The sequence below is a fragment of the Pseudoxanthomonas sp. J31 genome (genome assembly GCF_000510725.1).
GTDB lineage: Bacteria > Pseudomonadota > Gammaproteobacteria > Xanthomonadales > Xanthomonadaceae > Pseudoxanthomonas.
This window is the reverse complement of record NZ_AZNZ01000002.1, coordinates 180151-192670: the sequence shown is the minus strand read 5'-3', so window position 1 is coordinate 192670 and position 12520 is coordinate 180151. Positions and strand designations below refer to the sequence as shown.

Annotated in this window: 10 protein-coding genes; 5 read left to right on the top strand and 5 right to left on the bottom strand. The window is 73.6% G+C overall.

Annotation, left to right across the window (positions count from 1 at the left end; all coding sequences use genetic code 11):
- Positions 1-5 precede the first annotated feature (5 nt).
- The 3 genes from PSEJ31_RS0104135 to PSEJ31_RS0104125 all read right to left on the bottom strand — a co-directional run bounded on the left by PSEJ31_RS0104135 (position 6) and on the right by PSEJ31_RS0104125 (position 4763).
- Complete coding sequence (locus tag PSEJ31_RS0104135) at positions 6-614, bottom strand: HD domain-containing phosphohydrolase (RefSeq protein WP_037034461.1); 609 nt, start codon at positions 612-614, stop codon at positions 6-8.
- Between the two features lie 31 nt (positions 615-645).
- Positions 646-4146 carry a transcription-repair coupling factor gene (mfd, locus tag PSEJ31_RS0104130; protein ID WP_028914737.1) on the bottom strand — a complete coding sequence of 1167 codons (3501 nt, stop codon included), beginning with the start codon at positions 4144-4146 and terminating at the stop codon, positions 646-648.
- 71 nt (positions 4147-4217) lie between these two features.
- Positions 4218-4763 (bottom strand): GNAT family N-acetyltransferase, encoded by a 546-nt coding sequence (locus PSEJ31_RS0104125; protein ID WP_028914736.1) that lies wholly within the window; start codon positions 4761-4763, stop codon positions 4218-4220.
- 84 nt (positions 4764-4847) lie between these two features.
- Here PSEJ31_RS0104125 and PSEJ31_RS0104120 point away from each other — a divergent pair, with 84 nt between their 5' ends.
- Positions 4848-5768: a cation diffusion facilitator family transporter gene (locus PSEJ31_RS0104120; RefSeq protein WP_028914735.1), complete on the top strand. Its 921-nt coding sequence runs from the start codon at positions 4848-4850 to the stop codon at positions 5766-5768.
- 6 nt (positions 5769-5774) lie between these two features.
- Here the strand turns inward: PSEJ31_RS0104120 and rlmJ are convergent, their stop codons facing one another.
- Positions 5775-6635 carry a 23S rRNA (adenine(2030)-N(6))-methyltransferase RlmJ gene (gene rlmJ / locus PSEJ31_RS0104115; RefSeq protein WP_037034459.1) on the bottom strand — a complete coding sequence of 287 codons (861 nt, stop codon included), beginning with the start codon at positions 6633-6635 and terminating at the stop codon, positions 5775-5777.
- A gap of 45 nt (positions 6636-6680) precedes the next feature.
- Here rlmJ and creB point away from each other — a divergent pair, with 45 nt between their 5' ends.
- From creB to creD, 3 genes are all read left to right on the top strand, one after another.
- Positions 6681-7367 carry a two-component system response regulator CreB gene (creB, locus tag PSEJ31_RS0104110; RefSeq protein ID WP_028914899.1) on the top strand — a complete coding sequence of 229 codons (687 nt, stop codon included), beginning with the start codon at positions 6681-6683 and terminating at the stop codon, positions 7365-7367.
- Positions 7368-8807, top strand: coding sequence for a two-component system sensor histidine kinase CreC (gene creC / locus PSEJ31_RS0104105; protein WP_028914733.1), 1440 nt, complete (start codon positions 7368-7370; stop codon positions 8805-8807).
- 94 nt (positions 8808-8901) lie between these two features.
- Complete coding sequence (gene creD, locus PSEJ31_RS0104100; protein ID WP_028914732.1) at positions 8902-10260, top strand: cell envelope integrity protein CreD; 1359 nt, start codon at positions 8902-8904, stop codon at positions 10258-10260.
- Positions 10261-10311: 51 nt separating this feature from the next.
- On the opposite strand, the gene PSEJ31_RS0104095 is transcribed toward creD, so the two are convergent.
- Entirely contained in the window at positions 10312-11007 is a 696-nt protein-coding gene (locus PSEJ31_RS0104095; RefSeq protein WP_028914731.1) for a response regulator, read from the bottom strand.
- Between the two features lie 102 nt (positions 11008-11109).
- Between PSEJ31_RS0104095 and rlmD the strand changes: the two genes are divergently transcribed.
- On the top strand, positions 11110-12459 hold the full coding sequence (gene rlmD / locus PSEJ31_RS0104090; RefSeq protein WP_051403640.1) for a 23S rRNA (uracil(1939)-C(5))-methyltransferase RlmD: 1350 nt from the start codon (positions 11110-11112) through the stop codon (positions 12457-12459).
- Positions 12460-12520: the final 61 nt, after the last annotated feature.

Sequence of the window (12520 nt, the reverse complement as noted above, 5' to 3'; positions counted from 1 at the left end):
GCGCCTCAGGCGTCCGGATCGCGGCGCAGCACCGCCTCGAGCTGGCGGTAGACCTCCGGGTCGATGCGCCGGCCACGCTCGGCGGCCAGCGCTTCCAGCGCCGCGCGCGCCGGCAGGGCCGGCCGGTACGGGCGGTCGGACGTCATCGCGTCGTAGCCGTCGGCCGCGGCCAGGATCCGCGCCTCCAGCGGGATCGCGTCGCCGGCCAGGCCGTCCGGATAACCGCTGCCGTCGTAGGCCTCGTGGTGGTGGCGGATCAGGTGCGCCACCTGCGCGGCGTCGTCGCGCTCGGTGGCGCGGAACAGGCGCTCGCCCAGTTCCGGATGCAGGCGCATGCGTTGCCGCCGCGCCGCGTCGAGCCGGCCCGGATACAGCAGCACGTCGTCGCGCACGCCGATCTTGCCGATGTCGTGGAAGCGCGCGGCCAGGGCCAGGTGGGCCAGGCGCTCGCGGTCCAGGTCGAAGCGCTGGCCAAGCAGCGCCGCCAGGCGGCAGACGCGGTCGCAGTGGCCGTCGGTGTAGGCGTCGCGCTGCTCGAGGGCCAGGGCCAGCGCACGGAGCGAAGCGCTGGCGCGGCCAAGCGGCAGCGCCAGCGCGGGGATGGGGTCGGGCATGTGGGGGCGGGGGAGGAGCGGTGGCGGGCGCTCAGCTGGGGGAAAGGGCGGTGAGCAGTCCGCGCGCGGCGTTGAAGCGGTCGGCGGGTTCCGGCAGCGGCAGCCGCACCTTGAGCTTGTCCGGGCCGTCCATCGCGTACAGCTTCGGCTGCTGCTGGATCATGCGGATCACCGACATCGGATCGACCTTCGGCTTGGCCTCGAACACGATGCGGCCGCCGTTCTCGCCCAGCTCCAGCTTGCGGATGCCCAGGGCGTCGCACTGCCGCTTCAGCTCGGCGATGGCGAACATGTTCTTGACCGCGTCCGGCAGCAGGCCGAAGCGGTCGATCATCTCCACCTGCAGTTCGCGCAGGGCCTCGCCGTCGCCGGCGCTGGAAATGCGCTTGTACAGGGTCAGGCGGGTGTGCACGTCCGGCAGGTAGTCCTCCGGGATCAGCGCCGGCACGTTGAGCACGACCTCGGCGCCGCGGGTTTCCTCGCCGGCGTCCAGGTCCGGCAGCTTGCCCTGGCGGATGCTGCGCACGGCCCGCTCCAGCAGCTCGGTGTACAGGCTGAAGCCGACCTCGGCCATCTGCCCGCTCTGGTCCTCGCCCAGCAGCTCGCCAGCGCCGCGGATCTCCAGGTCGTGGGTGGCCAGGGTGAAGCCGGCGCCCAGCTCGTCCATCGAGGCGATCGCCTCCAGCCGCTTCTCCGCGTCCGGGGTCATGGCGCGGCGGTCCGGCGGCACCAGCAGGTAGGCATAGGCGCGGTGGTGCGAGCGGCCGACGCGGCCGCGCAGCTGGTGCAGCTGGGCCAGGCCGAAGCGGTCGGCGCGGTTGATGATGATGGTGTTGGCGTTGGGGATGTCGATGCCCGACTCGATGATCGTGGTCGCCAGCAGCACGTTGAAGCGCTGCTTCTGGAAGTCGAGCATCACCCGCTCCAGCTCGCGCTCGGGCATCTGCCCGTGGGCCACGCCGATGCGCGCCTCCGGCACCAGTTCCTGCAGCTGGCGCTGCATGCGGCCGATGCTTTCGACGTCGTTGTGCAGGAAGTACAGCTGGCCGCCGCGCGACAGCTCGCGCTGGAACGCCTCGCGCAGCTGGTTGTCGTCCCAGGGCACGACGAAGGTCTGCACCGCCAGCCGGTTGGGCGGCGGGGTGGCGATGATGCTGAGGTCGCGCAGGCCGGCCATGGCCATGTTGAGCGTGCGCGGGATCGGGGTCGCGGTCAGGGTCAGCAGGTGCACGTTGGCGCGCAGCGCCTTCAGCGCTTCCTTCTGGCGCACGCCGAAGCGCTGCTCCTCGTCGACGATGACCAGGCCCAGGTCCTTGAACTTCACGTCCGGCTGCAGCAGGCGGTGGGTGCCGACGATCACGTCGATCTGGCCGCTGGCCACCTTCTCCAGCTCGGCCTTGATCTCCTTGCTGCTCTTGAAGCGCGACAGCACCTCGACCTTGAGCGGCCAGTCGGCGAAGCGGTCGCGGAAGTTGCGGTAGTGCTGCTCGGCCAGCAGGGTGGTGGGCACCAGCACCGCCACCTGGCGCCCGGCGCTGGCCGCGGCGAAGGCCGCGCGCACCGCGACCTCGGTCTTGCCGAAGCCCACGTCGCCGCAGACCACGCGGTCCATCGGCTGGCTGGACTGCAGGTCGCGCAGCACCGCCTCGATCGCCGCGTGCTGGTCCGGGGTCTCCTCGAACGGGAAGCCGGCGGCGAAGCCCTCGTACATGGCGCGGTCGATGTCCAGCGCCAGGCCGGCGCGGGCCTTGCGCCGGGCCTGGATCTCCAGCAGCTCGGCGGCCACGTCGCGGACCTTCTCCTGGGCCTTGCGCTTGGCCCGGGTCCACTGCTCGCCGCCCAGCGAGTGCAGCGGCGCGGTCTCCGGCGAGGCGCCGGAGTAGCGGCTGACCAGGTGCAGCTGGGTGACCGGCACGTACAGGCGGTCGCCCTTGGCGTACTCGATGTCCAGGAACTCGCCGGGCATGCCGCCGATGTCCATCGCCACCAGGCCGCGGTAACGGCCGACGCCGTGGTCCTCGTGGACGATGGGCGCGCCCTCGGTCAGCTCGCCCAGGTCGCGGATGATCGCCTCCGGCTCGCGCCCGGCGCGGCGCGCGCGCCGCGGCTGGGTGGCGCGCTCGGGGAACAGCTGGCGCTCGGTGAGCACCACCAGCCGTGGCTCGTCCAGGGCGAAGCCGTCTTCCAGCGGCGCCACCGCCAGGGCGAAGCGCTCGTCGCCCTCGAGGAAGGCGGGGAAGCCGGCCACGGTCTTCGGCTGCAGCCCGGCGGCCTGCAGCACTTCCAGCAGGGCCTCGCGGCGGCCGGGCGAGTCGGCGGCCACCAGCACCCGGCCCGGGTAGCTGGACAGGAAGCTGCGCAGGGCCTCGCCGGCGCGCGGCTGGTCGGGCCCGGCGATCGGCAGCGCCGGCGCCGGCTGGTCGCCGAGGGCGGCGGCGTCGGCGGCGTGGGTGTGTTGCGGGCCGCACACCTCGATGCGGATGCCGCGGTTGAGCTGCTCGCGCAGCGCGTCCGGCGGCAGGTACAGCTCGGCCGGCGGCAGCACCGGGTGCTCGACGTCGTGCCGGCGCTGCTCGTAGCGGTTGCCGGCCTGCTGCCAGAACGCGTCGGCGCAGGCGCTGGCGCCGTCGGCCAGCACCGGCAGCACGCTCACCGGCAGGTAGTCGAACAGCGTCGCGGTCGATCCGGAACCATCGCGGCTGGGGGCGAAGAACAGCGGCAGGTAGTACTCGATGCCAGCCGGGGCAATGCCGGCCTTGAGGTCCTGGTACAGCGCGCTGCGCCGGGTATCGACGTCGAAGCGCTCGCGCAGGGCGTCCATCACCCGCGCCAGGCTGGCCTCGTCCATCGGCGTCTCGCGCCCGGGCAGCATGTGCACCGCCTCGATCTTCTCCAGCGAGCGCTGGCTCTCCGGGTCGAAGCGGCGGATCGAGTCGATCTCGTCGTCCAGCAGCTCGATCCGCAGCGGCGCCTCGGCGCCCATCGGGTAAACGTCGAGCAGGCCGCCGCGCACGGCGAAGTCGCCCGGGTCCAGCACCTGCGGCACGTTGCGGTAGCCGGCCGATTCCAGCCGGCGCTTCTCCGCGTCCAGGTCCAGGCGCTGGCCGGTCTTCAGGTCGAAGCTGCTGCCGGCGATGTAGCGCAGCGGCGGCAGCCGCTGCAGCAGGGTCTGCACCGGCACCACCACGATCCCGCGCTCCAGCCGCGGCAGGCGCTGCAGCGCGGCCAGGCGCTGGCTGATGATGTCCGGATGCGGGCTGAAACGGTCGTAGGGCAGGGTCTCCCAGTCCGGGAACGGCACCACCGGCAGGTCGGCCCCGGCGCCCAGCAGGGTCAGCAGGTCGGCCTCGACCTGGTGCGCGGACAGGGTGTCGCGGGCCACGAACAGCAGCGGACCGGGATGGGCGCGGGCGGCGCGCACCAGGTGCCAGGCCAGCGCGGAGGGCGAGGCCGGCGCGTTCCACCAGGCGCGGGCCTGGCCACGCCGGGGAAGCGGGGGAATGGGAGACACGGCTCGGTTCGACGACGACATGAGCCGTCCATTGTACCGGGCGGGCGCGGGCGGCCCGTGCGCACCCGACCGGGTGCGTCCGCGCGCGGCGCTCAGCCGCGCGCCAGGTCCAGCACCACCCGCACCAGCCCGGCCGGGACTTGCGCCTCCGGCTCCGGGCGGAAGCCCAGCGATTCCGCCAGCTCCAGCATCGGCACGTTGCTTGCGGGAATGTCGCCGAACAGGCGGTCAACGGCGCGGCCGCGGCCCCACTTCACCAGCTTCTGCAGCAGGTGCCGGCCCAGGCCCAGGCCGGCCACGTAGCGGGCCAGCAGGATCGTGCATTCGGCCTGGCGGGTGCCGGGCACCCGGCGCGCGCGGCCGAGCCCGGCGATCATCGCCTCGCCGGGCGGGTAGGGCTCGGCGCCGACCAGCAGCAGCTCCTGGCGTGGATCGGGGCGGGCCAGGCGGCCGGCCTCGTCCAGGTCCAGCCCGCCTTCGCCGCCGGCGAAGCGGACCCGGATCTCCTCCGGCCCCAGCAGCCCGAACGCGGCGTGCAGCGGCGCGGCGTCTTCCGGGCGGATCGGACGGATCAGGATGGCCCTGCGGTTGGGCAGCACGAATTCCTCGTGCCAGGGGGGAAGCCGGTTGCGTGGCATGGGTCCGATATTCCCACATCGGGCTGCACGCGGGGAGCCGGGGGGCCTTGCTAGACTCCGCCGGCCCCGCGACGGAGGACAGGCATGGCCGGCAATGGAGATTCCACGCGCGCGATCTTCTTCGCGCTGGGCGCCAACCTGGCGATCGCGCTGGCCAAGGGCGTGGCCGCCTTCGTCACCGGCTCCGGGGCGATGCTCGCCGAGACCGTGCACTCCTTCGCCGACTGCGGCAACCAGCTCCTGCTGCTGCTGGGGCTGCGCCAGTCGAAGCGTCCGGTGAGCCCGGAGTACCCGCTGGGCTACGGGCGCGCCATCTACTTCTGGTCCTTCCTGGTGGCGGTGATGCTGTTCAGCGTCGGCGGCATGTTCTCGGTGTACGAGGGCGTGCACAAGCTGCAGCATCCCGAGCCGCTGGAGCAGTGGTGGTGGGCCGCCGGGGTGCTGGTGTTCGCCATCGTCGCCGAGGGCATTTCCATGCGCGCCTGCCTGCGCGAGGTGGACAAGGCGCGCGGCGGCCGCTCGCTGTGGGGCTGGTTCCGCGAGAGCCGCCAGGCCGAACTCGTGGTGATCTTCGGCGAGGACCTGGCGGCGCTGACCGGCCTGGTCCTGGCCCTGGTGGCGGTTGGCCTGGCGGTGCTCACCGGCAACCCGCTGTGGGACGCGCTGGGCACCATCGCCATCGGCCTGCTGCTGATCGTGGTCGCGGTGCTGGTGGCGATCGAGGTCAAGGCCATGCTGATCGGGCAGAGCGTCGATCCCTTCCTGCAGGCGCAGGTCGCCGAGTTCCTGGCGGCGCGCCCGGAGATCGCCGAGGTGCTGCACGTGATCACCCTGCAGCAGGGCCACGACGTGCTGGTCTCCACCCATGCGCGCATGCGCCGTTCCCACGATGGCCCGGCCATGCTCGAGGACATCGACACCGTCGAGCGCGCGCTCAAGGCGCGGTTCCCGGTGGTGCGCTGGAGCTTCTTCGAACCGGAGGGCGAGGACCGCCCGGCCGCCTGAGCGCGCTCAGCCCTCGTCGCGCCGGAGCCACTCCAGCCTGGTCGAGGCGCCGGCCTCGCCAAGGTGGCGCTGCAGGAACGGCAGGGCCGGGGCGATGGCCTCGTCCAGCTTCCACGGCGGGTTGATGAGCGCCATGCCGCTGCCGTTGAGGCGCAGCGGCGAGTCGTCCGGGCGCACCAGCAGCTCGGCCAGCAGCACCGAGCGCGCCGGCAGCCCGGCCAGCTTGCGGAAGAACGGCTGCAGCGAGCGCCGCTGCTTGACCGGGTACCAGATCGCCACGCCCGCCTGCGGCCAGCGCTGCAGGACCTCGCGTACCGCCGCCACCACCTTCGGGTATTCGGCTTCCTGGGCCTCGTACGGCGGGTCGACCAGCACCAGTCCGCGCGCGTAGCGCACTCCGTCCACCCGCGGCGGCAGCAGGGCGCGCACCGCGTCGTAGCCGTCGCGCGCGTGCACCGCCACGCGCCTGTCGTGGGCGAACAGCGCCTTCAGTTCCGCTGCTTCCTCCGGCTGCAGTTCGCAGGCGGCCAGGCGGTCCTGTTCGCGCATGGCCTGCGCGGCCAGCAGCGGCGAGCCGGGGTAGGCGAGCAGGGCGTCGACCGGGTTGATCGCCGCCACCGCGCGCAGGTAGCGCTCGACCGCCGGCGGCGCTTCGCCGCGCCCGGCCAGGGCGAGGATGCCGCCGGCCGCCTCGCCGGTGCGGCCGGCGGCCTCGCCCTGCAGCAGGTAGCGGCCGCGGCCGGCATGCGTGTCGAGCACGAAGAACGGACCGTCCTTGCGCAGCAGGGCGTCCAGGTGCGCCAGCAGGACGACGTGCTTGAGCACGTCGGCATGGTTGCCGGCATGGAAGGCGTGGCGGTAATTCATGCGCGCAGCATAGCCGCCGCCATGGGGCGCGACTATGCTTGGCCGATGCCATCCGCGCCGCTGATCCTCATCGTCGACGACGAACCGGCGATCGCCGACACGCTGCTCTATGCCCTGCGCAGCGAGGGCCTGCAGGCCGAGCACTGCCTGCTCGGGGGGCAGGCGGTGGAGCGGGTGCGCGCCGGCGGGGTCGACGTGCTGGTGCTGGACGTGGGCCTGCCGGACATCGGCGGCTTCGATGTGTGCCGCCAGGTGCGCGCGTTCAGCGGCGTGCCGGTGATCTTCCTCACCGCGCGTGGCGAGGAGATCGACCGGGTGCTGGGCCTGGAACTGGGCGGCGACGACTACGTGGCCAAGCCGTTCTCGCCGCGGGAGATGGTGGCGCGGGTGCGCGCGCGCCTGCGCCGGCACCCCGCCGCGGGCGCGGACGCAGCCTGGCTGGAACGCGGCGACTTCGCCGTGGACCGCGCCGGGCACCGCATCCACTACCGCGGCCGGCCGCTGGACCTGACCCGCTACGAATACGCCCTGCTGGAGGCCCTGCTGCAGCGTCCCGGCGCCATCCTCAGCCGCGCCCAGCTGATGGACCGGGCCTGGGACAGCGCCGCCGCCAGCGGCGACCGCACCGTGGACACCCATGTCAAGACCCTGCGCGCCAAGCTGCGCGCCGCCGGCGTGGAGCCGGACCCGATCCGCACCCACCGCGGCCTCGGCTACGCGATCGAGGCCTGAATGCGCCTGGGCCTGCGCCTGTTCCTCGGCTTCTTCCTGATCGTGGGCCTGGCCGCGTTCTTCGTGCTGCGGGTGTTCGTGGACGAGGTCAAGCCCGGCGTGCGCCAGGCCATGGAATCCACCCTGGTCGACACCGCCAACGCGCTGGCGGTGATGGCCGCCGCCGACCTCAAGGCCGGGCGCATCGCCGAGGGCGACTTCGCCCGGCAGCTGGCCGAGGCGGCCAGGCGCGACCCGGGCGCGCGCATCTGGGACGTGCCCAAGCGCGGCATCGACCTGCGGGTGACCGTGACCGATGCCCGCGGCATCGTCGTGTACGACTCGCGCGGGCGCGACCTGGGCCGCGACAACTCGCGCTGGAACGACGTCTACCGCACCCTGCGCGGCGAGTACGGCGCGCGCTCCAGCCCCGAGGCGCCCGGCGACCACGCCCACACGGTGATGCACGTGGCCGCGCCGGTGCACGACCCCGACGATCCGGGACGGCTGATCGGCGTGCTGACCGTGGCCCGCCCGAACCGCAGCCTGGAGCCGTTCATCGAGGCCGGGCAGCGGCGCATGCTGCACCAGGGGGCATGGCTGGTCGGGCTGTCGGCGCTGGTCGCGGTGCTGGTCACCGCCTGGCTGTCGCGCCGCATCGGCCGCCTGGCCCGCTATGCGCGCGCGGTGGCCGCCGGCGAGCCGGCCGCACCACCGCCACCGGGCCGCGACGAGCTCGGCGACCTGGCGCGGGCGCTGGAGGACATGCGCCGCAAGCTGGAGGGCAAGGCCTACGTGGAGCAGTACGTGCAGTCGCTGACCCACGAGATGAAGAGCCCGCTGGCGGCGATCCGCGGCGCTGCCGAGCTGCTGCAGGAACCGCTGCCGGAGGCCGAGCGCCAGCGCTTTGCCCGCAACATCCTGCAGCAGCAGGGGCGGCTGACCGAGACCATCGACAAGCTGCTGGCCCTGGCCGAGGTCGAGCAGCATGGCTGGCTGCAGCGGCGCGAGCCGGTGGACCTGGCGGAGCTGGCCGCCGTGGTCGCGGCGGCGGGCGAGCCGCGCCTGGCCGCGGCGGGCGTGGACCTGTGCCTGGAACTGCCAGCGCAGCCGCCGCGCGTCGCCGGCGATCCCTTCCTGCTGCGCCAGGCGCTGGGCAACCTGCTGGACAACGCCCTGGCCTTCGCTCCGCGCGGCAGCATGCTGGTGCTGGCGCTGGCGGAGGAGGGCGGCCAGGCGGTGCTGCGCGTGCTCGACCGCGGACCGGGCGTGCCGGACTACGCCCTGGAGCGGGTGTTCGAGCGCTTCTATTCGCTGCCGCGGCCCGATGGCCAGCCGCGCAGTTCCGGCCTGGGCCTGCCGTTCGTGCGCGAGGTCGCGCGCCTGCACGGGGGCAGGGCCTGGCTGGGCAACCGCGCCGGCGGCGGCGCCGAGGCCGGCCTGGCCCTGCCGCGCGGCTAGGCCGGCGCCGACTTCACCCTGGCTTCAAACACGCCCCATCGCTCCGCCACGCACGTCGCCGAGGATGCGCCGCAGTCCACCGCGGAGCATTCCGATGACTTCATTCAGGCTGTTGTTGCGGTTCCTCACCGTCGGCGCCCTGGTGCTGTTGCTGCTGGTGCCGCTGGCGATGATCCGTGGGCTGGTCCAGGACCGCCAGATACACCGCGCCGCGGCGGTGCAGCGGGTGGCCGAGGGCATGGCCGGGCCGCAGCGGCTGGCCGGACCCCTCAGGGTGGTGCCGTGGACCGCGACCCGGCGGGTGAGCGCGGCCGGCGCCGATGGCCGCCTGGAACTGCGCGAGGAAACCGTGTCCGGCTACCTGGTGCAGGCGCCGGCCACGCTGCACGCCGGCGGCGTGCTGCTGCCGGAGGCGCGCCGGGTCGGCCTGTACGACGTGCGCGTGTTCCGCTGGCAGGCCGAGCTGGAGGCGACGTTCGAGCCGCTGGCCCTGCCGCGCGTGGACGGGCGCCGCTACGGCACCCCGTACCTGGCATTCGGCCTGGGCGACGTGCGCGGGCTGGTCGGCACCCCGGTACTGGAGGTCGATGGCGCCGCGGCGCGGCTGAGCGCCGGCACCGCCGACCTGGGCGGCCGCCTGGACGGCGTGCATGCGCGCCTGGTGCCGCCGGCCGCCGATGCGAGGCGGCTGGAGCCCTCACGCGCGCGGCTGCGCATGGAGCTGGCCGGCACCCAGTCGCTGGCGATCGTGCCGGTCGCCGACAGCAACGAAGTCCGGCTGCGGTCGGCCTGGCCGCATCCCTCGTTCGGCGGGCGCTTCCTGCCCAGCCAGCGCGAGGTCGGCGCGGAGGGATTCAGCGCCAGCTGGAGCGTGTCCTCGCTGGCCAGCGCGGCGCGCGCCCAGGTGCTGGCCGCGGTGGCCGATCCGGCGACTGGCCAGGCCGCGTCGCGCCCCGGCGCGCCGGCGGACTGGGACAGCCTGGAGGTGGCCCTGGTCGATCCGGTCGACGCCCACACCCGGGTGGACCGCGCCACCAAGTACGGGGTGCTGTTCGTGGTCCTGACCTTCGTCGGCTTCGCCCTGCTGGAGCTGGTGCGGGGGCTGCGCATCCACCCGCTGCAGTACCTGATGGTGGGCCTGGCCCTGGCGGTGTTCTTCCTGCTGTTGCTGGCCCTGTCCGAGCACGTCGCGTTCGGTCTGGCCTACCTGGCCTCCGCCGCGGCCTGCATCGGCCTGCAGTTCGCCTACGTGTCCGGGGTGCTGCGCAGCTGGTGGCGCGCCGGCGTGTTCGCCGGGCTGCTGTCCGGGCTGTACGGGATGCTCTACAGCCTGCTGGCGGCCGAGGACCACGCGCTGCTGATGGGCTCGCTGCTGCTGTTCGGCGTGCTCGCCCTGGTGATGCTGGTCACCCGCCGCATCGACTGGTACGAGCGTTCGGCGAGCCTGGGCTGACGGGGCGCCGGCGCGGCCCCGGGTGGCCTGGCCATCCGGGGCCGGCTGCGTTCAGCGCAGCAGGTCGCGGGCGACGTGGTCGAAGTGCTCCAGCGCCCGCGGCGAATCCGGGGCGCGGCGCAGCGACTCGACCGCCGCGCCCAGGCGGCGCGCGCCGACCAGGCCGCAGCCGGCCTGCAGCCGGTGCAGGCGCGCGCGCACCGCGCCGATGTCGCCGCGGCGGGCGCTGGCCAGCACCTCTTCGCGCGCGCCCGGCAGCTCGTCCAGGAACATGCGGCGCAGCACCCGGATGTTCTCGGTGTCGTGGTTGAGTGCGGCGGCGGCCGCGGCGTTGTCCCAGTCCGGCAGGCTGCCGGCGGTAGCCAGCGCGGCGCGCACGGCCTGCAACAGCTGGGCGCCGGGCATCGGCTTGACCAGGACCTCGCGGAAGCCGGCCTCCAGCGCCGGCGCGTGGGCGGCCGGGTCGGAATGGGCGGTGTGGGCCAGCGCCGGCGGCGGCTCCGGCCAGTGCGCCTGCAGCTGCCGCAGCAGCTCGATGCCGGAGCCGTCGGGCAGGGTCAGGTCGATGAGCCAGAGGTCGTGGCGCATGGCGGTGCCGTGCGCCAGTGCCTGTTGCTGGGTGGCCACCAGTTCCACGGTGGCGGGGAGGGATTCGAGCACGGCCTGGAAATAGGCCTGGCTGATGCTGTCGTCCTCGACCAGCAGGACCCGCGGGGTGGCGGGCACGGAGGGTTCTCGCGCTCCCATGTGGCTGACTCCCTGTCGGCTGGGTGCATCCTAGCGCAGGGGCGCCGCCCCGCAAGGGCATCCGTTCAGATTTGGGACACGCCGCAGGCGCATTCCGGGATAATGCCCGCCCCCTTGCCGCCCCGAAGCCTCCGCCACGTGGCCCGACTCGACCGTACCCCGTTCCAGCTCCAGATCCTCGACCTCAGCCACGATGGCCGCGGCGTGGCCCGCCGCGAGGACGGCAAGACCGTGTTCGTCGCCGGCGCCCTGCCGGGCGAGACGGTGGTGGTCGAGCTGACCGCCCGCAGCCGCCGTTTCGACGAGGCCCGCACCCTGGAAGTGCTGGAGGCGTCGCCGGACCGCGTGCTGCCGCGCTGCCCGCATTTCGGCACCTGCGGCGGCTGCGTGCTGCAGCACCTGGACGAGGGCAAGCAGATCGGCGCCAAGCAGCAGGTGCTGCTGGAGAACCTGGAGCGGATCGGCAAGGTCCACCCGGGCGAGGTGCTGCCGCCGCTGACCGCCGGCAGCTGGGGCTACCGGCGCAAGGGCCGCTTCTCGGTGCGCCGGGTCAATAGGAAGGACAAGACCCTGGTCGGCTTCCGCGAGCAGGACCCGCGCTTCGTCGCCGACCTGCGCGAGTGCCATACCACCATCCCGCAGATCGGGATGAAGGTGGCCGCGCTGTCGGCCCTGGTCGACGGCCTGCAGGCGCGCGAGAGCATCCCGCAGATCGAATTCATCGCCGGCGACGACGCCATCGCCCTGACCGTGCGCCACCTGGTGCCGCTGGGCGAGGCCGATCGCGCCGCGCTGGCCGCGTTCGGCCGCGAGCATGGTTTCGCCATCTTCCTGCAGCCCAAGGGCATCGACAGCGTGCATCCGCTGGAGGAGCCGGCGCCGGAGCTGGCCTTCCGCCTGCCACGGTGGAACGTGGAGCTGGCGTTCCAGCCGCTGGACTTCATCCAGGTCAATGCCCGCCTCAACGAGCAGATGATCGCCCGCGCCCTGGAACTGCTGGACACCTCGCCCGGGCACCGGGTGCTGGACCTGTTCTGCGGCCTGGGCAATTTCACCCTGCCGCTGGCGCGCCAGGTGCGCGAGGTGGTGGGCGTGGAGGGCGATCCGGGCCTGGTGGCCCGTGCCCGCGCCAATGCCGAGCGCAACGGCCTGGCCAACGCCCGCTTCTTCGCCGCCGACCTGACCCAGGACCAGCGCGGCACGCCGTGGATGCGCCAGGGCTTCGACCGCCTGCTGCTGGATCCGCCGCGTTCCGGCGCCGAGGAGGTGCTCAAACAGCTGCCGCTGCAGGACATGGACCGCATCGTCTACGTCAGCTGCCACCCCGGTTCGCTGGCGCGCGACGCCGGGTTCCTGGTCAACGAGCGCGGCTACAGGCTGGTCTCGGCCGGGGTGATGGACATGTTCCCGCACACCGCGCACGTGGAGAGCATCGCCCTGTTCCAGCGCTGACCGCCGCCGGCCCGCGCCGGCGCCCGCGATCGGCGACAATACGCGGCCCGTTTGCCGCCCC